The 21,623-nt window shown below is 52.2% G+C and carries 16 protein-coding genes and 1 pseudogene; 16 read left to right on the top strand and 1 reads right to left on the bottom strand.

Translation table 11 applies throughout. The annotated features are described in order from the left end of the window. Nucleotides 1-136 precede the first annotated feature (136 nt). From ACOQPM_RS05835 to ACOQPM_RS05770, 14 genes and pseudogenes are all read left to right on the top strand, one after another. Nucleotides 137-2,455, top strand: a complete 2,319-nt coding sequence (locus tag ACOQPM_RS05835; protein WP_420628304.1) for an N-acetylmuramoyl-L-alanine amidase — start codon at nucleotides 137-139, stop codon at nucleotides 2,453-2,455. Nucleotides 2,456-2,558: 103 nt separating this feature from the next. Further along, nucleotides 2,559-3,746, top strand: a complete 1,188-nt coding sequence (locus ACOQPM_RS05830) for an NAD(P)/FAD-dependent oxidoreductase (protein ID WP_420628303.1) — start codon at nucleotides 2,559-2,561, stop codon at nucleotides 3,744-3,746. A 224-nt stretch (nucleotides 3,747-3,970) separates the two neighbouring features. After that, nucleotides 3,971-4,744 carry an ABC transporter ATP-binding protein gene (locus ACOQPM_RS05825; protein WP_420628302.1) on the top strand — a complete coding sequence of 258 codons (774 nt, stop codon included), beginning with the start codon at nucleotides 3,971-3,973 and terminating at the stop codon, nucleotides 4,742-4,744. Between the two features lie 6 nt (nucleotides 4,745-4,750). Further along, complete coding sequence (locus tag ACOQPM_RS05820; RefSeq protein WP_420628301.1) at nucleotides 4,751-6,667, top strand: AMP-binding protein; 1,917 nt, start codon at nucleotides 4,751-4,753, stop codon at nucleotides 6,665-6,667. Between the two features lie 94 nt (nucleotides 6,668-6,761). Further along, complete coding sequence (locus tag ACOQPM_RS05815) at nucleotides 6,762-7,718, top strand: branched-chain amino acid ABC transporter permease (RefSeq protein ID WP_420628300.1); 957 nt, start codon at nucleotides 6,762-6,764, stop codon at nucleotides 7,716-7,718. Nucleotides 7,719-7,775: 57 nt separating this feature from the next. Continuing rightward, the gene (locus ACOQPM_RS05810) at nucleotides 7,776-8,192 is read left to right on the top strand and encodes a four helix bundle protein (protein WP_420628299.1); all 417 of its coding nucleotides are present in this window, start codon (nucleotides 7,776-7,778) and stop codon (nucleotides 8,190-8,192) included. A gap of 31 nt (nucleotides 8,193-8,223) precedes the next feature. Next, the gene (locus ACOQPM_RS05805; protein ID WP_420628298.1) at nucleotides 8,224-9,348 is read left to right on the top strand and encodes a branched-chain amino acid ABC transporter permease; all 1,125 of its coding nucleotides are present in this window, start codon (nucleotides 8,224-8,226) and stop codon (nucleotides 9,346-9,348) included. 145 nt (nucleotides 9,349-9,493) lie between these two features. Further along, entirely contained in the window at nucleotides 9,494-10,987 is a 1,494-nt protein-coding gene (locus ACOQPM_RS05800; protein ID WP_420628297.1) for an ABC transporter substrate-binding protein, read from the top strand. A gap of 80 nt (nucleotides 10,988-11,067) precedes the next feature. Then, the gene (locus tag ACOQPM_RS05795) at nucleotides 11,068-11,862 is read left to right on the top strand and encodes an ABC transporter ATP-binding protein (RefSeq protein WP_420628296.1); all 795 of its coding nucleotides are present in this window, start codon (nucleotides 11,068-11,070) and stop codon (nucleotides 11,860-11,862) included. A gap of 44 nt (nucleotides 11,863-11,906) precedes the next feature. Further along, complete coding sequence (locus ACOQPM_RS05790; protein WP_420628295.1) at nucleotides 11,907-13,127, top strand: phenylacetate--CoA ligase family protein; 1,221 nt, start codon at nucleotides 11,907-11,909, stop codon at nucleotides 13,125-13,127. A 116-nt stretch (nucleotides 13,128-13,243) separates the two neighbouring features. Beyond that, nucleotides 13,244-14,104, top strand: a complete 861-nt coding sequence (locus tag ACOQPM_RS05785) for a 3-keto-5-aminohexanoate cleavage protein (RefSeq protein ID WP_420628294.1) — start codon at nucleotides 13,244-13,246, stop codon at nucleotides 14,102-14,104. A gap of 14 nt (nucleotides 14,105-14,118) precedes the next feature. Next, nucleotides 14,119-14,310, top strand: a pseudogene (locus ACOQPM_RS05780) (toxin-antitoxin system HicB family antitoxin); the annotation flags it as partial. Continuing rightward, nucleotides 14,306-14,788, top strand: a complete 483-nt coding sequence (locus ACOQPM_RS05775; RefSeq protein WP_420628293.1) for a hypothetical protein — start codon at nucleotides 14,306-14,308, stop codon at nucleotides 14,786-14,788. The pseudogene ACOQPM_RS05780 and the gene ACOQPM_RS05775, both read left to right, overlap by 5 nt. Nucleotides 14,789-14,974: 186 nt before the next feature. Beyond that, on the top strand, nucleotides 14,975-16,588 hold the full coding sequence (locus ACOQPM_RS05770; protein ID WP_420628292.1) for an acyl-CoA carboxylase subunit beta: 1,614 nt from the start codon (nucleotides 14,975-14,977) through the stop codon (nucleotides 16,586-16,588). A 51-nt stretch (nucleotides 16,589-16,639) separates the two neighbouring features. On the opposite strand, the gene ACOQPM_RS05765 is transcribed toward ACOQPM_RS05770, so the two are convergent. Then, nucleotides 16,640-17,815, bottom strand: a complete 1,176-nt coding sequence (locus ACOQPM_RS05765) for an esterase-like activity of phytase family protein (RefSeq protein ID WP_420628291.1) — start codon at nucleotides 17,813-17,815, stop codon at nucleotides 16,640-16,642. Between the two features lie 151 nt (nucleotides 17,816-17,966). On the opposite strand from ACOQPM_RS05765, the gene ACOQPM_RS05760 reads away from it, so the two are divergent. Further along, nucleotides 17,967-18,572 (top strand): nucleotidyltransferase family protein, encoded by a 606-nt coding sequence (locus tag ACOQPM_RS05760; RefSeq protein ID WP_420628290.1) that lies wholly within the window; start codon nucleotides 17,967-17,969, stop codon nucleotides 18,570-18,572. 140 nt (nucleotides 18,573-18,712) lie between these two features. Then, the gene (locus tag ACOQPM_RS05755) at nucleotides 18,713-21,607 is read left to right on the top strand and encodes an SUMF1/EgtB/PvdO family nonheme iron enzyme (RefSeq protein ID WP_420628289.1); all 2,895 of its coding nucleotides are present in this window, start codon (nucleotides 18,713-18,715) and stop codon (nucleotides 21,605-21,607) included. Nucleotides 21,608-21,623: the final 16 nt, after the last annotated feature.

The following is a 21,623-nucleotide window of genomic DNA, read 5'->3' as shown; positions in this document are numbered from 1 at the left end:
CATACCCCGTTCCTAAGCATTCACCCCACGCTAATCAAAAATTCACCCTTTTTATACCGCACATTTCTAGCACCGTTGCTAAGATGCACCCGTTGGGGAGAGAAAGTTGCAATTCCAATCCTTGCGGGAGCGAACGATGATTAAATCTTTGAAAACAATCTCTTTCCTAACCCTGCTTACCCTCCTGGTGGCGGTTAGCTGGCCCAAAACCGGATCCACTGCCGCAGCCCCCATCATGCAAAGCCTCACTTGGCAGGGGGATGATTTCGAGCAGGGTTCTGGGATGGACACGGCCGTTTCCCCCACAGGTCTCACACTCAATGCGACAGCATTTACGGCCGTTTACATCTCCGATCCCATCCAAACCCCAATCAACTTCAATGCCATCGTTACTAGTTGGGAGGCCACCGTGCCAACCGATACTAGCCTAGAGGTGCAGCTACGTACCCGTAAAGGCAGCGGTGAGTGGTCAGAATGGTACCATTTGCACAGCCACCTAGACTTGGTGCAAGAAGATGATCATGAAAACCTGAGCGACATGATCACCGTGCCAGAGGCTGACGAGACACACGACACGATTCAGTTCAGCGTCAGTTTCGGCCGTTTTAGCAGCTTGGTGGCTCTAGAACTCCACAGCATCAGTTTTACCTTCATTGATACCACCGACGGCCCTACCGCCGAAGAACTGCTGGCACGCCAGCAAGAATTAGACGCCGCCAACGGCAGCAAGCCTAGCGGCACGGGCTACCCGCGCCCTTCCGTCATCAGCCGCGAGGTGTGGTGCACCTCTGTTGATTGTGACTACACTGACGGCCTGGCATATGACGACGCCAGCCACATGATTGTGCATCATACCGTCTCTAGCAACAGCAGCAGCGACTGGGCGGCTACGGTGCGGGCCATCTGGGCCTTCCACACTTACCCTGCTTCCGACACCTGCTCTAGCTGCCGGGGCTGGGGCGACATTGGCTATAACTACCTCATTGACCAGAACGGCATCATCTACGAAGGGCACCTGAATGAAGATTACGAAAATCTGGATGTGGTGGGAACCCACGCCGCTGGTGCCAACACGGGCAGCATGGGCGTTTCGCTCATCGGCACCTTTACGGCCGTAGATTACCCCGGCCTGCCCGGCATTGACCCGCCGGAGGCAATGAAAGACTCATTGGTTGAGTTGCTTTCCTGGAAGGCCGATCAACAGGACATCAACGTGTTTGATGCCTCTGCCGAGATGCCTTTTGTAACGGGTGGTCGCCCTAACTTGATGGGACACCGGGATGTGTATGGCACTACCGAATGCCCCGGCGACCAGGCGCATGTGCTATTGCCCTGGCTGCGCGAGCAGGTGGCGGCCAATATCGGTTTGGTAGACCCTTACCTATATGTGCATGAAGATAGCGCGGAGTTCACCAAAAGTAGCGCCAACTGGTATGAAGGCCTGAACGAATGTGGTCACAATGGCCATTCGTACTACACTTTTTCCACAACCAATCCCGCCGAGAGTAGTAATTCGGCCGTTTGGCGCCCCACTATTCCCGAAGATGGCTACTACACCATCGAGATGTATGTGCCATATTGCAATACCGGCACTGGCGAAACGGAAGGTGCAACGTATGAAATTACTCACGCGGGTGGCGTAACGCAGCTTACCGCCAGCCACGAGGAATATTTAGGCCTGTGGCTACCGTTGGGAACCTATGCGCTCACGGCTGGTACTGACAACTCTGTTTACTTGGATGATTTGACGACCGATGATGGCTTGGGCGTTTGGTTTGACGGGATGCGACTGCTGGAGGTGGAACCGCCACCGGATGCGCTGACGCCCATTGCGCCTACCGAGGGCAGTTGGGTGACGAATCCGCAAGTGGACTTTAGCTGGGAGATTTTCACGACGACCAACCAGGTGCTCACCACCACCTTTACTGTGAGCACCGATATTTCGCAAACCACCAAGCTGGTCACAGAAACATGGGGCATGGCCGTTCTCACACACACCGTTGATTTTGTCACCGATCAGCCGGAACTGTATTGGCAGGCAACGGCCGTTCTCACCACGACCGACGGCATCACAGATACCCTCACCATGCAACCCATCCAATTTGCCATTGATGCCACTGTACCGACTTCTACGATTACGGCCGTTTACCAAATGCCCATCACTGATACCTTCCTTATCCATTGGGATGGCTCCGATGCACTCTCTGGCATTGCCAGCTACGACGTGGAATACCGGGTAAAAGGTGAATTGGATTGGACGGGTTGGTTGACGGAGACAACGGCCGTAGGCGGAACCTTCACCGCGCCAGACCCCACCCAAATCTACGAATTTCGCGTCCGCGCCACCGATGTGGCAGGCAACATTCAACCCCTAGACACGCCCGCAGCCGCCCTCAGCACCGAACAGGCAATTCCCCTGCCCCATGCTATAATGCTACCTATGATCACCAAGTAATCAGTAAACGGTAAACAGTAATCAGTTTTCAGGAAAAGCTAACCCTCTGGATACTGATTACTGAATACTGGTTACTGTCAACAGTGGAGGCAAAAGGGAGAAAATGGCGGAGATTCAACACGTTGACATTTTAATTGTGGGGTCGGGGCCTTCAGGGACATCAACCGCATTACACATGGTCAAAAACAATCCAGAATGGGCCAAGCGCATTGTGGTGGTAGATAAAGCGGTGCATCCACGCGAAAAGCTGTGTGGCGGGGGCGTGACCCACATTGGGCAAAATATTTTGGCGCGGCTGGGTCTGCCCTTTGAGCCAAAAAACTTTGAAGTGCGTGAAGTGCGCTTGCTTTACCAAGACAAAAGCTACTCCTTTTTTGGCAATCCGGTGTTCCGCATTATCCGCCGGGATGAATTTGACCATTGGTTGGTGAAAACGGCCGAATCTCTCAACATCACCGTCCGACAAGGAGAAGCCGTCACCGACGTGGTTCCGCACGACGATTACGTCGAAGTCACCACCGAAAAAGCCAAATTTCATGCCAAAACGGTGGTTGCGGCCGATGGTTCCCGCAGCTTTGTACGCCGCCGCCTCAAGTGGGATGATGATTCTCGCGTGGCGCGCCTCATCGAGGTGCTGACGCCAGAAAATGCCCGCGTCCAGCCAGAATTCCGCAACGGCGTAGCTGTGTTCGACTTTACCCCGATGACCGACCACCAGTTGCAAGGCTACTATTGGGACTTCCCCAGCTATGTAAATGGCCAACCATACATGAACCGAGGTGTCTTCGATAGCCGTGCCCGGCCAGAACGTCCCAAAGCAAACCTCAAACAAACACTGGGTGATTCAATGGCAGCCCGCGAGCGCAGCCTGCGCGACTATAAGTTGAAAGGTCATCCGATACGGTGGTGGGGTAAGGACGGCCGTTTCGCTCAGCCCCGCATCATTTTAGTCGGTGATGCTGCCGGAACCGACCCGCTCTTTGGCGAAGGCATTTCCTTTGCTCTCGGTTATGGTGAAGTGGCGGCCGAAGCATTAGAAGATGCGTTTGCGCGGCAAGATTTCAGCTTCGAGACCTACAAAGAGAAGCTACAGAAACACCCTCTGTTTGTACAGCTAAATATCCGTACCCGGCTGGCTCGTTTTGCCTATGTACTCAAATACCCGCGCCTCTTCCGGGCGGGGTGGTGGCTGGCTCGCCACGCTATCAAGCTCACCCGCTGGCGCGACCCCAACTATATCCCTGCCGAGCTGCCCCAAATACTGCTAACAGATCGCGTGCAAACAACTTGAACGCTGCCCCAAAATGACTAGATTAGAGACTGGAGACTAGAGACTTTCAATCTCTAATCTCTAATCTCCAGTCTCTAAAAATTTCTTGCCTATCCCCCTCGCATATGGTAACTTTTGTACAGAAGAGAAGAACACCCTTTGTGCAAAGAACATAAACAAAAACGTAACCGACTTGGCTCCATAAAGCCTGTGTCCTGCGCCACTCAATACAAAATAGAGGTTGCATGAGTTCAAACGCCGTCCTGCTCGATGTTAAAAATGTATCCTTGAGCTTTGGGGGCAATGCTGCCCTCTCAGATGTTGGATTTGGTGTGAATAAAGGAGAGATTCGAGCCATTATTGGGCCAAATGGGGCAGGTAAAACCTCCATGCTCAACTGCATCAGTGGTTTTTATCGTCCGCAGGAAGGGCAGGTTCTTTTCAAAAATGCAAACCTCACCAAAACCCCCACCCACAAAATTGCATCTTTAGGCATTGCCCGCACCTTTCAGAATATTGCTCTCTACACAGGCTTAAGCACCCTGGATAATTTGATGGCTGCCCGCCATATCCACATGAAGCAAAATAGCCTGGCCAGCATGTTATATTGGGGTAGTGCCCAGCGCGAAGAAGTACAGCACCGTGAAGTTGTAGAAGAAATCATAGACTTTTTAGAGATTGCCCACATTCGCAAGGCGACTGTCGGGGCGCTTTCCTATGGCTTGCGTAAGCGGGTAGAGCTAGGCCGCGCCCTGGCAATGGAGCCGGAACTGCTGCTGCTGGATGAACCAATGGCGGGCATGAATATCGAAGAAAAAGAGGATATGGCCCGCTTCATTTTGGACATTCATGAGCGGCGCGGTGTAACTATCGTGTTGATTGAACATGACATGGGCTTGGTGATGGACATCTCTGACCGTGTGGTGGTGCTAGATTTTGGCGTAAAAATTGCCGATGGTGTACCGGATGCAGTGAAGCAGGATGCAAAGGTAATTGATGCCTATTTGGGTAAAGCATAAAGTATCATGAACGGACTAAATACAATCCCCCAACATTTTTTGGCACAGGTCGGGCAAGCTGCACCAAATAAAGTCGCTTTGCGACAAAAAGAGTTTGGCATTTGGCGCGAATTTACGTGGCAAGAGTCTTACCAGCAGGTGCGAGACTTTGCCTTAGGGTTGATTGTGCTGGGTTTGCAGCGTGGCGACCATTTGTGCAGCATTGGTGATAACGACCGCCAATATTTGTGGGGCTTTGTGGCCATGCAGGCGGTGGGGGCTGCTGGTGTGGGCATGTATACCGATGCCATTCCCAGCGAAATGTCTTACATCATCAACCACAGCGATGCTACTTTTGCTTTGGCCAAAGATCAGGAGCAATGTGACAAGTTCCTGGAGCTAAAAGAAGAGGTGCCAAACGTTAAAAAGGTCATTTACTGGGATGACAAGGGTTTGTGGAGTTATGACGATGATTGGCTGATCTCTTTTGAAGAAGTGCAGGCGTTGGGAGCAGCGTTGGCTGAGAAAGAGCCAGATCGCTTTGAAACGGAAATTGCCCTGGGACAAGAGGATGATGCTGCGCTCATTTGTTACACTTCTGGCACGACCGGCCTCCCCAAAGGGGTCGTGCTAACCCATGACAACCTTCTTACGGTTGCGGCGATGGCTTTTGAAGTTGATCCACGCTACGACACGGACAACCATGTAAGCTTTATGCCAATGGGCTGGATTGCCGAGCCTGTTTTTGGCATTGTGCCACATTGCTACCAGGGCATGATTATGAATTTCCCTGAAGAACCGGAAACGGTGCGCCAAAATATTCGGGAAATTGCCCCACAGAATCTTTTTTATGGAGCCCGGCTGTGGGATCAGCTAGTGGGGCAGGTGCAGGTGCAAATTGAGGAATCAACAAGTCTAAACCGCAAGCTGTACGAAACGTTTTTGCCTATTGGCTACAGGGTGGCAGATAAGAAGTTTAACAAGGAACCGATTGGTTTGGGTTTGAAGGCGGCGTATACGCTGGGGGATTTGCTGGTTTTTGCCCCGCTACGCAATCAGTTAGGGTTATCAAATGTGCGTGGAGCTTACACGGCTGGCGCGGTGCTGAGCCCGGATCATATTCGCTTTTACCATGCGCTGGGCATTAATTTGAAGCAGATTTATGGCTCTACTGAGGTGTGTGGTGGCGTGACCGTACACCGAGATGGGGATATTAAGTTTGCCAGCGTGGGGGTGCCTTATCCTGGCGTGGAGATTCGTACTTCAGAAGACGGTGAACTGCTGATCGCTGGTTCTACCGTGATGAAGGAGTATTACAAAAATCCAGAGGCAACAGCGAAGGATATTTTGGTGGATGAAGACGGCCGTCGCTGGTTCCGCACTGGCGATGCAGGCTACATTGATGACGATGGGCACGTTATCTTCCAGGATCGGGTGAAAAATATGCTGCGTCTGGCCAACGGCGAGGTCTTTTCGCCCCAATTTATTGAGGGACGACTAAAGTTTAGCCCCTACATTAAGGATGTGATGGCGGTTGGTGGAGAAGATAAAGATTACGTGACGGCGCTCATGGTGATGGATTTTGGCAATGTGGGCAACTGGGCCGAGCGGCGTAGTCTTGGTTACACAACCTTCATTGATCTGTCGCAGAAGCAGGAAGTGTACGACCTGGTTCAGCAGGCGGTGTCGGAAGTGAATGAAAGTTTGCCGCCAAACGGCCGTGTGCGCCGTTTTGTTCTCATGCACAAAGAGTTCGACGCGGATGAAGAGGAGATGACCCGCTCTCGCAAGCTGAAGCGCAATGTGTTGTATACCAAATACGACGACATCATTACGGGCATGTACAATGGCAGCGAGCGTGTAGAGGTGCGGGCAACGGTGCAGTATCAGGATGGCAGTACGAGTGTGGTGGAAACGGCCGTAAAAATCGCCTCCCTCTACTAAAAAACGATGCTACAGAGAACACAGAGGAAAAAGAGAAAACTTCATAAATCTCTGTGCCCTCTGTGGCAAAAAGAAAAAATTGCAGGATAAGCGTATGAACTGGCAGCTACTTCCCCAATTTGCAATTACCGGCTTGCTCAACGGTGGCCCCATTGCCCTCATTGCTTTGGGCATTGTCCTCATCTTCAAATCCTCCGAGGTATTCAACTTTGCCCAGGGGCAAATGCTCCTCATTGGCACGATGACTACCTGGTGGTTTGCCTCTGATGATGGCATGGGCTTACCGCTTTGGGCGGCTATCATTTGCGCTTTGGTCGTTTCTGTGCTGCTGGGCTTGCTCATTGAACGCCTGGCGCTGCGCCCCATGACTGGGCAGCCGCTCCTCTCTATTATTTTGATGACATTGGCGTTGGCGCAGCTGCTGCAAGGGCTGACGATTCTTGTCTTTGGCACCGTACAACGCAGCTTCCCCGTCATTTTCGATGTGACGAATCCGTATCAAATCACCTTGCCCTTTACCTACAACGACAATCCCATGATTTTGGTGCTACGGCAAAATTTAGTTTGGTCTTTTGTAGTGGCGATGGTTTGTGTGACGCTGCTTTGGCTCTTTTTTCAATACACCAGCACTGGTTTAGCCATGCGTGCTACTGCTGAGGATCATGAAACGGCGCAAAGTGTAGGTATTCGCATCAATCGCGTGTTTGGTATCTCCTGGGCCATTGCTGGCATTATTGCGGCCGTAGGCGGCATCCTCATAGCTACCGCCAGCGGTCTAGATTTGAGCCTCTCGATTGTGGTGCTGGCTGCGTTCCCTGCTGTGCTGCTAGGAGGCCTGGAATCCATTCCTGGGGCGGTGGTTGGTGGCCTAATAGTGGGCTTGGCACAAGGCTTGGTTGGCCTCCCCAATCCTCCTACCTTTTTTTTGGGGCCAGAAGCTGCTCAAGCAATCCGCAATTCGGCCGCAATTATTCCTTACGTTATTTTGCTCATTGTCCTGCTCTTCCGCCCGGATGGCCTGTTTGGTCAAAAGCGCATCGAAAGAATTTAGTGGCTAGTTTTAGTGGCTAGTTTTAGTGGTTAGTGGTTAGTGGTTGGTGGTTAAGTTGTGGACAAAGTTGATTGGAAGCGTTATGAGGAATGGCTGGAGGTTTTGCCAAATTGCATTAAGGAAGATCCTTTGTGGCGATTGGAAGCATATCGAAAATCGCTGTTTTTGTCTGATTTAGCATGGCTAGACTGTGAAAAATTGCAAGGAAACCGTTTAGGTCAGGCAAGATTGTCGCAATTATTGCGTAGCAGCGGTTCAATTTCGGCCAATGTTGAAGAAGGATACGGCCGTGGCTTTGGTAAAGATTATGCACGATTTCTACGCATTGCGATTGGATCGGCTCGTGAAACACGAGGCTGGTACTGGCGAAGTCGTCAAGCGTTAGAGGCAGAGGTTGTGAACCATCGCATGAACTTGGCAACGGAAATTATCCGAATGCTTACCATCATCGCCGAGCAACAACGCAAACGATAACTAGCAACTAAAACTAGCAACTGGAGAAAAAATGGCTGTTTTAAGACCAGCAGGTGATTTTGACCGCTCTTACGAACAAGATATGGCCGTGCTGCGGAAGCCGTGGCAGTATGTGGTGTTGATTGCCTTTTTGATTTTGCTGTTTGCTCTGCCCTATGTTGCTTCTGAGTCACTGGTCTCTCTGGTAAATCGCATCTGTATTTTTATGATTGCCGTACAGGGGCTGAATATTTTAACGGGATACACAGGGCAGATTTCGCTAGGGCAAGCGGCGTTTATGACGGTGGGTGGTTACATTTCGGCTTTGCTGGTTGGTGTGTTAGGCTGGAGTTTCTTTTTGGCCTTACCGGTGGCCGGTTTGGGCGCTGGCTTGGTGGGATTGCTATTTGGCTTGCCTTCGCTGCGGGTTAAAGGGTTTTATTTGGTCATGGCTACGCTGAGTGCCCAATTTATTATTCCCTGGTTTACGCGCAATTTGTGGCCCGACGTGCTAAACGGGGCGCAAGGTATCAACGTGCCGGTGCCGGTGATTCAGATTCCGGTTATCAACGATATTTGTTATTTAGGCACGACGTTTGATGCGGAAACGGCCGCTTGCTTTTACCGTTTTGCCACCCCCACAGAATTTATACATATCACGCTCGTGGTGCTTCTCATAAGCACTATTGCCGCACACAATATTGCGCGCAGTCGCCTGGGGCGTGCCTTCATCTCCATCCGCGACAATGATCTGGCGGCCGAACTGCTGGGCATCAATTTATTTAGCTACAAGCTGCGCGCCTTCTTCATTGCCTCGGTATATGCAGGTGTGGCTGGCTCACTGTTGGCGCACAATTTACGCCATCTTAACTCCGAAACCATTGGTTTGAATGATTCTATTATCATGTTGGGGATGTTAATTGTGGGTGGTCTGGGAACGAGCGTTGGTCCCATTTTTGGCACCACGCTCATCATCTTTCTAGAAGAGCTAGCCACGTTGCTAACCCCACCTATCATCCAACTGTTCCCGGAAAATGCAGGTGGGATTGGCGCGGCGTTACGGCCGTTCATCTTTGGCCTGGCGCTCACCCTGTTTCTCATTTTTGAACCACGCGGTTTGGCGTATCGTTGGCGGTTGATAAAGGCTGCTTGGCGATTACGGCCGTTTGCTAGATAGTTGCTGGTGGTTAGTGGCAAGTTGCTGATGCAAACAACTAGCCACTAACCATCAACCACTAATTTATTTGGCAAGGAGGTGAATTTTCACAAACCATTTCACACAAGATAAAAATCTTATTTACCCATGAAAGGAGAGAGTAAACATGAAGAAAATACCCGTACTTACATTGCTGTTTTTACTTTTAGGCACCTTGTTTTTGGTAGCCTGCGGCAGCCCTGCTGAAGTGCAAGAGGCAGTGGAAGACGCTGCCGAAGCGGTAGAAGATGCTGTGGAAGAAATTGCCCCTACTGTCGAAGCGGCTGCTGAAGAAATTGCTCCCACGGTAGAAGCCGCCGCCGAAGAAGTTGTGGAAGCTGTTGAAGAAGCGACTGACGACGAAGAAGAGATGGCAGAAGAAGAAGAAATGGACGAAGAAGAGGAAGCGATGGATGAAGAGATGCGAACTGACAATCTCGAAGGCGAAACCATCACTTTCTACCACTTTGGTGACCTTTCCGGGCCTTTAGCCGGTATCACCGGGCCGCTGATCAATGGGTTCAATGATGCTGTTGCGGCCGTTAACGCCAATGGCGGTATTCGTGGCGCGCAAATCGAACTGGAATTTACCGATACCCAATCCAGTGTGGATGAAGCTGTAGCTGCTTATGACCGCTACACTAGCGAGGATGACAATGTCCTCGTTATGTTTACCTATGGTTCTGGCGATGGTGAAGCTCTGGCTAGCCGCTTTGTGGAAGACCAAATTCCCAACCTGGCTGCTGGTCTCAGCTCTGTTGCCTTTTACGGCCCAGAATCTGGGTACACTTTTGGCTACGCCCCCATTTACCCCGATCAGTTCGCCCTGTTCATGGATTATATCAGTGCTAACTGGGATGACGTGAAGCCAGAAGGCGCTGGCGACGACATCAAGATTGCCTACATTAGCTGGCCCACCGCCTACGGCCAGGGTGCTTACACCGATGAGGCATTAGCCTACGCTGAAAGCCTCGGCATCGAAATTGTGGCCAATGAACTAATCGATCCCGCCCCAACGGCCGATACCACCACGGCGATCCTCAATGCCCAAGCTGCGGGTGCCAATGTGATTTACACCAACTCTCTTGCTTTTGGTCCTGCTTCCATTTTGAATGGTTTAGGTGCGCTTGGTTTGCGCGAATCCTTCTTGTTTGGGGCCAACAACTGGGCGATGGACATCTCCATCTATGCCTTTGTAAGCGATCCAGCCTTGGTAGAAGGCATGATTTCTCCATTCCCCTACCTGTTCTGGACAGATGCAGACAATCCAGGCATCCAGTTTGCTGAAGAGCAGTTTGCCCTCAATGAGCGTCAGCCAGCCGAGCATGGTGTTGGGTACTTGCTGACCTTTGCCGGTGTAGATTTGGCAGTTCGCGCCATTGAGCTAGCCATTGACAATGTCGGTTTTGATCATCTGACAGGGGCTGATGTTCATGCAGCTTTGATTGAGTTGGGTGCTATTGATGTGTTGGATGGTGTCATGCGTGTAGACTTCTCTAACAACAGTCGCTCCCCGCATGAGGCGCAAATCCGTCAGGTGCAAGGTGGTGCATTTGTGCCGTTGCAAGATTGGACAACAACGCCCGATCTGCGCCCGGAAGAAAATTTCTCCAACAACTAATCTTTTTAGCCACAGAGAACACAGAGGTGAATAAGGTTTTCTCTTATTCCTCTGTGCCCTCTGTGGCTTTCCCACTTCTTATGCTAAAAATCAACAATATCGAAGTCGTTTATAGTGATGTTATTTTGGTGCTGCGCGGCGTTTCGCTGGAAGTAGGGCAGGGGCAGATTGTTTCCTTGCTGGGGGCAAATGGCGCGGGCAAGACTACCACGCTCAAGGCGATCTCTGGCTTGCTGCTGCGGGAGGATGGCGCAGTGACGCGAGGCAGCATTGAGTTTGATGGTGAGCGACTCGATAAGCTGCCTGCCGAGGAAATTACGCGGCTGGGCATTGTGCAAGTGCTTGAAGGGCGGCGTCTCTTTCAACATCTAACTACCGAGGAAAATTTGCGAGTAGGGGCTTTGGTGAATCCTAGCCAGTCAGAAACCAGGCAGTTATTGGAACAGGTGTATGATTATTTTCCGGCTTTGAAGCCCTTGAGAAATCGCACAGCCGGTTATCTCTCTGGTGGTGAGCAGCAAATGGTAGCGATTGGTCGGGCACTTATGGCCAAACCGCGCCTGATGCTATTAGACGAGCCATCTTTGGGATTGGCTCCGCTATTAGTGCAAAACATTTTTGAAATCATTCGTCGTATTAATGAAGAGGGCGGGGTCTCTATTTTGATAGTGGAGCAAAATGCTAACGTTGCTCTAAAAACGGCCGAATATGCCTACGTGATGGAGAACGGCCGTATCGTCCTCGACGGTGAAGCCGATCAACTTGCCCAAAATGCAGACATCAAAGAGTTCTATTTGGGCCTTACACAAGTTGGTGAGCGCAAAAGTTACCGCGACGTAAAACATTACAAACGCCGCAAGCGTTGGCTTGGATAATCATTTTGTGGGGATGCTTTCTCCTCATTATTGGAACTAGTTTTATGACCGATTTAGATGCAAAACTGAGAGAAACTGTTCGACATGCTTATGAAAATGCGCCTGCTGTACGTGAGCGATTTGAGAAAGCCGGTATCATGCCCTCCGATATTCAAGGTGTGGCCGATTTGCCCAAAATACCCGTGCTGCCCAAAGACGAGATTGTGGCCTTACAGCAGGCAAATCCACCATTTGGCGGCATGTTGGGCATTCCGCCTGAGAAAGTCACGCATATCTTTTTCTCCCCTGGCCCAATTTATGAACCAGCCCCTGAACCAGACGAAGGAGCTTGGGACGTGGCTGTTGGTGCTTTGAAAACGACGGGCTTTAAGCCAGGTGATGTGGTGCTGAACAGCTTTACTTACCACTTGGTTCCGGCTGGGTACTTGTTTGATAATGCGCTGGTGCGGCTGGGCTGCACCGTGGTGCCGGGCGGTACGGGTAGCGCGGAGCTTCAGCTAAAGATGATGCAGGATTTGAAAGTGACGGGTTACAGCGGTACGCCCAGTTTTTTGATGAGCCTGATTAAGAAGGCAGAAGCCAGCGGCCTTGATTTTAAGAACGATTTGCAGCTAAAAACCGCAATTTTCTCGGCTGAACCGCTACCGCCAACTTTGCGACAAACGTTTGTTGAGGAGTACGGTTTGGCGGTGGGCAATGCTTACGCTACGGCCGATTTTGGCTTATTAGCCCTAAACACAGGTGATGGCATGGCGATGCCCTTGCTGCCTGAACCGATCATTGAGGTGGTGGATAGCGAGACTGGCCAACCTGTTGGCCCCGGTGAGGCTGGCGAGGTGGTAGCGACCAACTTTAGCCGCGCTTACCCGCTGATTCGCATAGGCACGGGCGACATGGCGATGAACATGGACCCGAACCCCGGCCAGAGTCAGCAAACGGAGCGCAGCATCATTTTGGTCGGCCGTTCCGGCGAGGCGGCGAAGGTGCGGGGCATGTTTGTTCATCCCAACCAGCTGCGCTTTGCCACCGGGCAAATTCCGGGCGTGCAAAAGGTGCAGGGCGTGGTCTCTCGGCCGGAGCACAAGGATTATTTTGTGGTGCGGGTGGAGGTTGAGGGGGTGGATGAAACGGCCGTAACCGACCGAATCAAAACGGCCGTACAGGGGCTCTGCCGTGTCCGTGTGGACGAAGTTGAGTTCATCGCCCCTGGCAGCTTAGCTGACAACGCCCCCGGCATGGTGGATGCCCGCGACTGGCAGGCTTGATCGGTGATCAGTAAACGGTAATTGGTAGGGGCGTAGGCAGACGGGAAACGATTAGGCAAAGCGAACGCTCTTTTCCACCGTCTGCCTCGCCCAATATTATTTATAATTCAACCAACATGAGCCAAAAAACAATCATAACGGCCGCACTCACCGGCGTCCTCACCACCCGCGCCCAATCCCCCGCCATCCCCTACACACCCGCAGAAATTGCCGAAGAAGCGCGGCGTAGCGTAGACGCTGGGGCCAGCATTGTGCATATTCACGCTCGCCAGCCAGACGGCCGTCCCGCCTTTGACGTAGAAACCTATGCCCAAATTGATGCCAAGGTGCGCCAGCGCTGCCCCGATGTCATCATCAACTACTCCACCGGCGCCATCGGCATAGACCGCGAAACGCGCATCCACCACATTCGCGCCCTCCAGCCAGACATGGCCGCGCTCAACATGGGTTCGATGAATTACGCCATCTACTCGCGCAAGCACAAAAGGTTCTACCACGATCACGTCTTTGCCAATCCATTCACCGACATCCAGTTCTTTCTGGAAGCGATGAACGAGGCAGGTACGCGCCCCGAAATGGAATGTTTCGACAGCGGCCACATCAACAACGCCCAGCCGCTAATTGATTTGGGCATTTTGCGACCGCCGTACCAATTTAGCCTGATCATGGGCGTGCTGGGGGGCATCCCGGCCAGCACCAAAAATCTGGTGCAGCAGGTGGATCGGCTCCCAGCAAATGCCCATTGGCAGGTGATTGGCATTGGGCAAAAGCAGTGGAAGTTGGCGGCAGCGGCCGTTTCCATGAGCGGCAACGTGCGGGTGGGGCTGGAGGACAATCTCTACTTGCCCAACGGCGAACTGGCTCAATCCAACGGTGAACTCGTGGCCAAAGCGGCCAGGCTGGTGAGCCTGGTTGGTGGTGAGGTAGCAAGTGTCGCCAAGGCGCGTGAAATCCTAAAACTGGACATCGTATCCTAGGCAGAGATTGAGCGATGAAGACAATGACGTATAAAGGTTTTACTGCACAAATTGAATACAGTGATGAAGATAAATGTTTCGTTGGGCATATCGCGGCGATAAGAGATGTGGTGGGCTTTCACGGGAACTCGGAACGAGAGTTTAGAGAAGCGTTTGAAGAAGCAGTGGATGATTATCTTGAGGTAAAACAGAAGGTTTTTAATGAGTAAACAACGGGCAACGGCCGTTTCCTGGCCCAACAAACCAATGCCTGAACTACGCAAAGAACTGCTGCTCGATGGACAGTACACCCGCGAAGAGTTTGTCACCATCAGCCAGGGCTTGATTCCCAAAACCCCTGATGACAAATGGTTCATCTATCTGGAAGACGAATGGCTTTATTTCCACCGCAGCGTTAGCGGTAGCTGCATCTTCCAATTGCAAATTGTGTCGGATGAAAACGGTTACGTCCCCGACGTGCTGCTGGTTAACCAAGACCCCCGCCAATACCGTTCCTTGTCCGATGAATACGACGTAGCCCTCGTTGCGTACCTGATTGATGCCATTCTGTTGGGACGTTTCGCTCCCTTCCCCCAGCCGGAGCAGTTTTCCCAAGACGATCACGCTCGACACCAGCAGCACGTTATGGGCAGAGATGTGATGGATGGCGGTTTAAGCCTGCGCGTGGTGAATGGTAATCGGTGAACCGTAATTGGTTATCAATATTCGGCGATCGCCATAGCCTGGGGATTCATCCCCGGGACAATGTGTCATGACCCAAGAATCCAATTCCGTGTTATCCGTCCAATCCGTGTCCTATTTTGAAGGAGCGCAGTGTTTCACAGAGAGCAAAACAAAATCTGTGTAATCCGTGAAATCTGTGGCTAAAAAATGGATAAACTAAAATCATCCCTCAACACCCGCAGCGAAGCATACAAAACCAACCGCGCCGCCATGCTGGAACTGGTGCAAACGCTGGAAGCGCGGCAGGCGCAGGTGCGTGCTGGCGGCGGCGAGCGCGGAGCAAAGAAATTTCGGGATCAGGGCAAACTGCTGCCGCGTGAGCGACTGGAATTACTCTTGGATCCCGATACGCCATTTTTGGAGCTGTCTCCGCTGGCGGCGTGGAGCATGTACAACGATGAAGCGCCAGCCGCCCTGCAAATTGTAGGGATCGGTGTGGTGGGCGGTGTGGAATGCCTCATTTCCGTGAATGATGCCACCGCCAAAGGCGGGGCGGTGTACCCGATGTCGCTGCAAAAGACGCTGCGGGCGCAAACGATTGCCGCCGAGAATCGGCTACCCTGCATCACCTGCGTGGAGTCGGCGGGAGCCAATTTGCTGTATCAGGATGAGATTTTTATTTTGGGCGGGCGTACTTTTGCCAACCAGGCGCGGCTGTCGGCGGCGAGGGTTCCACAAGTGGCACTGGTCTTTGGCTCGTCTACGGCGGGCGGGGCGTATGTGCCCGGGATGAGCGACTACACCGTTTTTGTACGGGGCAAGGCAACGGCTTACCTAGGCGGGCCGCCATTGGTAAAGATGGCCATCGGCGAAGAGGTGGATGACGAGACGCTGGGCGGGGCAGAGATGCACGCACAGGTGTCGGGCTTAAGCGATTATTTGGCGGAAGATGATGCGGATGCGTTGCGAATCGGCCGTTTTATTGCCAGACAGCTCAAGCAGCAAAAACCACAGGCGTGCCTCAGCCGTCGCCAGTCGCCGCGTGAGCCAGCTTACGACCCCGACGAGCTTTTGGGCGTCATCCCCGCTGACCCGCGCCTGCCGTTTGACATCCATGAAGTCATTGCTCGACTGGTGGATGGCTCTGAGTTTTTCGAGTTTAAGCCAGCGTATGGGCCGACCTTGGTGACAGGCCATGCGGTGCTCAACGGCTGGCCTGTAGGGATTTTGGGCAATAATGGCATTCTCTTTTCTGAATGTGCCAACAAGGCGGCGCAATTTATTCAACTGTGCAATCAGAGCCGCACGCCGCTGATCTATCTGCAAAATATCACGGGCTTTATGGTGGGGACTCAGTACGAGCGGGGTGGCATCATCAAGCACGGCAGCCAGATGATTAACGCGGTGGCGACGAGCAGCGTACCCCAATTTTCGGTGATTGTGGGTGGTTCTTATGGCGCGGGGAATTATGCAATGTGCGGCCGTTCCTACGATCCGCGCTTTTTGTGGAGTTGGCCGAATAGCCAGGTGGCCGTGATGGGTGGCGAACAGGCGGCGGGAGTGCTAGGCATTGTGCAGGAAGCGGCTGCCAAGCGGCGGGGTATCGAGCCAGACCGGACAACCATCGAGGCGATGCAGATGATGACGCGGCAAAAATTTGAGCAGGAGTCTGACCCGTACTACGCGACGGCGCGGCTGTGGGATGATGGCATTTTGGATCCGCGAGACACGCGCCGAGCGTTGAGCGTGGGGCTTTCTGTGGCGCACAATGTGGATTTTATTACGCCGGGTCAGCCGCACTATGGGGTTTTTCGGATGTAAACGAGGTGACAGTCACTTTCAAAGTGACTGTCACCTACGCGAACAAAAATGTTATGGCGCGGGAGCCAATTCTACCGCCACAGCGATGAACTGAGTAAGCTGGTTCGCTGGGTTAAAGTTGTTGTCTGATACCAGGATGAGCAGGTGACGGCCGTCTGGCAGCATCGGCCCAAAAGTCATCCCCTCTAAATTATCGGGAGCCACGCCAAAATCAGCTTCAACGTCGAAAACCAGCGTTTTGGAGACGGGGGTGAACGGTACGGCCGTTCCCGTCGTTTCATCATACAAATCATCATAGCCCAAAACATCGGTTGCCCCAGCAATGCTAATTTCATAGATGCCAACGGTGTTGCCCTGCCCCACCGAGAAAGCGCGTTCCATTGCCAGCAGCGTACCGCTGTTGTCTATGGGTAGCAGCTCTACCAGCCCGTTGGTGCGGAAAGCGTCTGGCGGATCGGGCACTTCTGGCACTTCACCTACTTCATACACAAATTCATGTGCGGGTTGGCGACTGTGCAAATCATACGCCAAGATGCGCGACCAGCTTCCCTGGCCAACATCAGTTGCTGGGCCATCTTGCGCCAGCGCATTTTCTGTGGCTGTTACCAAATAGTGGCCGTTGGGGGTGATGGCCAGGCTCTCAAAGGCCAGATTATTGCGTACACCGACTGTGCTGCCGTCCGGCAAATATTTGCTGGGAACAGTCAATTCGCCATTCTGAATCCCGCCGCGCGTAAACCGTTTGATGAAAGGGTCAATCGGTGGCGTGGCTCCGGCACTGCCTTCAGAAGAGATGAAGAGCGAGCCATTCGGCATGAGAGCGATACCTTCGGGGTCTAGCGAACCGGTGGCGAAGGGTTGACCATTTTCATCCAAAATGGTGGTGACGCGCACAAAATGGATGTCGCCATCGTCTAGGGAGCCATCGGAGACGTCTATGTAAATGGTGTAGTAGCGGGCGTCGTTGATTTCGCTGCGGTCGTCGGCGATGGCGTAGTAGAGGCCAGTACGGCCGTCGTACACAATGCTAGACAAGCCACCAACTTCGGTATCACGGAACATGGTGCCCGTGGGGAAAGTGACTTCGCCCAAAAATTCATAGCTGGCAACGGTTTGGGCACCGTGATGTGATTGGTTTGTTTGGGCAACAGCGATTGAGGTAAATAATAGGGTGAATAGAAGCAGTAACAGGATGATCATCAACCGGGATTTGGGTCGATTGGACATTAAACAACCTCCATTTGGGATTAGATGCTCTCAATGAGCAAATGAGTGGCATACGGCCGTTTTTGGACCCTATTGTGGTAGAGTGGGGAGATGAAGGCGGCTTTAAGCGAAACGGCCGTAACGCAAGGATTATAGATGAGGATAGAATATCATGAATGAGTATTCGGGATCAATATCTGGCGGTTCAGCAAGTTATGAAATCCAACTGAAACAGCTCATTTTGGAAAGTGAAAAGATGATGGCGATTTTGAGAGCGGTGCGGCACTGCAATCCGCCAGATTGGTTGGTGGGCGCAGGGGTGATTCGCAATTTGGTGTGGGATTATTTGCACGGGTACGGTGAGCCAACCCCACCACGGGACATTGATGTTGCCTTTTTTGATGCCACAGATTTGCGGCCAGAGCGGGATGCTGAGGTGACGGCAGAGCTAACGGCCGTTCTCCCCACCGTCGAATGGGAAGCAACCAATCAAGCTGCCGTGCATCTGTGGTATGCGGAGCTTTTTGGCCAAACGTGGCCACCGTTTACCGCTGCCACCGAGGCGATTGCCACCTGGCCTGAGACAGCGACCTGTACGGCCGTTCGCCTGTTGCCAGATGATTCATTGCAGATTGTGGCTCCGTTTGGGCTAGACGATTTGTTTCAGATGGTTTTGCGGCGCAACCCGGCACGGGTGACGCAGGCACAGTTCCAGCAGCGGCTGCAAGACAAGCAGATTCAGCAAAAATGGCCGCGCATTCGCGTGATTGAAGAATAAATAAGGCGGGTCAGGATTTCGTGGTACTTTGCCCAAATTGCGTAGCGTTCTTCTTCCAGAAAAACCAAATCCAAATGCACTTACAATGTCGGAATTTTTGGCTAAATCGGGTAACATAAGCCAGTGTTTGGAGGGTAGATATGGCAATAGAAAGTTCAAAAGAGAAAAGAGCATTAGACCGAATTTTAGTAGCGCTATCGCCGAAAAATGTGGCCAAAGGTTCAGCGCAAGTGCTGCTTTATGGCACGGCTGCCGCCACCATTTATGCGGTGGCTGGAGGAAATATGGCAGCGGTAGCGGCAGCTTCGCCGCTCATTGGGCAACTTGTGGAAAAGATAGGTGGTGACGCGCTGGCTGGGCTGATTGATCGCGTAGCCCAGGACGAAGAAGAAAAATTGACTGCCGCCGACATCCAGCAGATGGTTGAAGCTGTTTTTGCCCAGGTTCAGCCTATAGACTACCTAACCGAACAGGAATTTTACCGCGCTACCCGCATTTTGGAGGAGCGGGACGCTGACCGTCACCGTGAACTACTGACCAAAATTGAGCAAATTGGTACCATGCTTACCCCACCATATGAAGCTGCCTTGAAAATTTACTTGGAAACCGTCGTTCGCCAAACGAGCCGTTTGCCACTGGGTCCACTAGACCCCAGCGGGCGAGAAAGTTCGCAGTTATCATTGCATCAGGTCTTTATTTCTCTCAATACCAGGGCGTCGACCAATATTTTTCTTCCGAAATCAAGAAAAGAAGAACGCTGGGAATGCCATGCAATGATTGGACATATCTACCATGCGCCTAAGTTGTCACTTTTAGGAGATCCAGGCTCTGGTAAATCAACTTTGCTACGATATGTGGCATTTTTATTGGCACAAGTTCGTTTGGCTCCCGAGGGGGAATGGCAAGATGGACTCTCATGGACAGAAAGTGGGAAATATCGCACGTTAGGTGATCCCATTACTGGAAATTATGAAACAAAGACGAGGACGAGGCAGATGTTCTGGCGACCTCCTCTCCCAATTCCAATTTTGCTTAATTTGCGGGACCTAGCGACTGTAGAATTTGATCCTCATTCATCGACGGCAATTTGGAAATTTGTGACCAAGAAGCTAGAAAAAGAGGATTTAGGACAAACTATTCCGGCCTTACGTGCTGAGGGTCAAAGAGGAGGGTTGATCTTTTTGCTGGATGGGGTGGATGAAGTGCCGGTGCAACAGCGGTCTCAGGTTTGGCAGGCTATTCAATCCCATGATAATGGCGTTTATGGGGGCAACCGCTGGGTAACGACTTGTCGCATTCTTTCCTTTAACACCAAAGAGGCCGCGCGGGTGCCTGTACAAACAATTGAACCGTTTGATGCCAAGCAAATTGATGATTTTATTGGCAGATGGTACGGTAGTTTACACACTTTGGGGGAGCTTACCCAAGAAAAAGCCCAAACAATGACACGGCAACTGCAAGCAGCCGCACGGCGAGAAGGACTGTACCCACTGGCGCAAAATCCTATGCTGCTGACAATAATGACTTTGGTGCAAACTTATTACGGCACCTTGCCCGATGAACGCGCCAAACTGTACCAGCAATGTGTAGAAACATTATTGCTGCGCTGGCAGCGACACAAAGAGGCAGAGCAAATCGAGGAACTCCCTAGCGTTTTAGCCCAGTTGGGCACGACCCAAGAAAATTTAGAGCGCCTACTGTGGGAAATTGGCTGGCAGGCTCACAACCAGCAGGCTGCGCGAGACGAGGCGGCCGATATTCCCGAGAGCGAGGTCGTTCAAATAGCCCGAAAATATTTGGATGGGAGCTACGCCAAAGCAGAGCAGTTTGTGGAATATACTGAGCGGCGGGCGCATTTGCTAATTGGGCGGGGTGGTCAGGATGAGCGTATGTTTACGTTTCCGCACCGCACTTTCCAGGAATATTTAGCAGCGTGCCATTTAGCCAGCCTGCGACGGTTTGGGCGGCAAGCGGCAAAATTGGCGGCAGAAAGCGACAGTTGGCGGGAAGTGTTGAATCTGGCAGCAGGAACGCTGATTTTTAACCAAAAGAACCGGGAAAAGGCAGTAGATGGTATTGATATTGTGTGCCCTAACATGCTGCCTGATGGAAATGATGCGATTAGCTGGCAGCAGGTTTGGTTGGCAGGGGAAATGGCTGCCGTGGTGGGGAAAAATGCTTTGCAGATGGATGATGTGGGACAGGAGTTGCTACCGCGTTTGCAAGAGATGTTGGCCGCTTTGTTGGATGGTGGGCGGCTGACAGTTCAGCAGCGGGCGGCAGCGGGTTCGGCACTGGCTGTTTTGGGCGATCCGCGGCCAGGGGTTTGTAGTAAGGAGCTTTTGATGTTGCCCGTGATAACCGAACCCGAGTCGTTTACGCTGCGCGAGAAGGATGAAACAGTCACTTTAGCACCGTTTGCCATAGCTAAATACCCTATAACAAACGCCCAATATCGCTTATTTATGGCAGATGGCGGCTATAGTGGCGAGTGGCGCAATTGCTGGTCTGATGAGGGGTGGGGCTGGAAAGAGAGAGAAGGTTGGGCTGAACCGCGTTATTGGCATAATGGAGAGTTAAATCAGGCGAACCAGCCTGTGGCGGGTGTAAGTTGGTATGAAGCAGAGGCGTTCTGTAACTGGTTGAATCAGGTGATAAATGATGGCTATCGTTTACCAACTGAAGCTGAGTGGGAGCTGGCAGCGGGGCACACCGATGACCGAAACTGCCCGTGGGGTGCTGAATGGCAGATGGATCTTGCGAATACTTATGAAGCCAGGCTTAGGCAAACCTGCGCTGTGGGCATGTTCCCCGCAGGGAAGGCGGTGTGCGGCGCAACCGATATGGCTGGAAACGTGTGGGAATGGATGAATAGTTGGTATGATGAGAAAAAAGTAAGGCGCGTGCTGCGCGGCGGTTCGTGGAGGAACCTTCAGGACGACGCGCAGGTTGGTATCCGCGACAGGATAAATCCGCACAGCAGGAGCAGATCCCTTGGTTTTCGCGTTGTTTCTCCCATTGGTTCGGGATACTAGTTTCTGTATCCAGAGT

It is taken from the genome of Candidatus Leptofilum sp., assembly GCF_965223525.1.
Classification (GTDB): Bacteria; Chloroflexota; Anaerolineae; order Promineifilales; family Promineifilaceae; genus Leptofilum.
This window is presented reverse-complemented; position numbering and strand designations above follow the sequence as displayed.

What these genes read in the sequence shown, in the direction of transcription:
- ACOQPM_RS05835 (WP_420628304.1), top strand. Translation starts at nt 137, where the DNA reads ATGATTAAATCTTTGAAAACAATCTCTTTCCTAACCCTGCTTACCCTC.
- ACOQPM_RS05830 (WP_420628303.1), top strand. Translation starts at nt 2,559, where the DNA reads ATGGCGGAGATTCAACACGTTGACATTTTAATTGTGGGGTCGGGGCCT.
- ACOQPM_RS05825 (WP_420628302.1), top strand. Translation starts at nt 3,971, where the DNA reads ATGAGTTCAAACGCCGTCCTGCTCGATGTTAAAAATGTATCCTTGAGC.
- ACOQPM_RS05820 (WP_420628301.1), top strand. Translation starts at nt 4,751, where the DNA reads ATGAACGGACTAAATACAATCCCCCAACATTTTTTGGCACAGGTCGGG.
- ACOQPM_RS05815 (WP_420628300.1), top strand. Translation starts at nt 6,762, where the DNA reads ATGAACTGGCAGCTACTTCCCCAATTTGCAATTACCGGCTTGCTCAAC.
- ACOQPM_RS05805 (WP_420628298.1), top strand. Translation starts at nt 8,224, where the DNA reads ATGGCTGTTTTAAGACCAGCAGGTGATTTTGACCGCTCTTACGAACAA.
- ACOQPM_RS05800 (WP_420628297.1), top strand. Translation starts at nt 9,494, where the DNA reads ATGAAGAAAATACCCGTACTTACATTGCTGTTTTTACTTTTAGGCACC.
- ACOQPM_RS05795 (WP_420628296.1), top strand. Translation starts at nt 11,068, where the DNA reads ATGCTAAAAATCAACAATATCGAAGTCGTTTATAGTGATGTTATTTTG.
- ACOQPM_RS05790 (WP_420628295.1), top strand. Translation starts at nt 11,907, where the DNA reads ATGACCGATTTAGATGCAAAACTGAGAGAAACTGTTCGACATGCTTAT.
- ACOQPM_RS05785 (WP_420628294.1), top strand. Translation starts at nt 13,244, where the DNA reads ATGAGCCAAAAAACAATCATAACGGCCGCACTCACCGGCGTCCTCACC.
- ACOQPM_RS05775 (WP_420628293.1), top strand. Translation starts at nt 14,306, where the DNA reads ATGAGTAAACAACGGGCAACGGCCGTTTCCTGGCCCAACAAACCAATG.
- ACOQPM_RS05770 (WP_420628292.1), top strand. Translation starts at nt 14,975, where the DNA reads ATGGATAAACTAAAATCATCCCTCAACACCCGCAGCGAAGCATACAAA.
- ACOQPM_RS05765 (WP_420628291.1), bottom strand. Translation starts at nt 17,815, where the DNA reads ATGTCCAATCGACCCAAATCCCGGTTGATGATCATCCTGTTACTGCTT.
- ACOQPM_RS05760 (WP_420628290.1), top strand. Translation starts at nt 17,967, where the DNA reads ATGAATGAGTATTCGGGATCAATATCTGGCGGTTCAGCAAGTTATGAA.
- ACOQPM_RS05755 (WP_420628289.1), top strand. Translation starts at nt 18,713, where the DNA reads ATGGCAATAGAAAGTTCAAAAGAGAAAAGAGCATTAGACCGAATTTTA.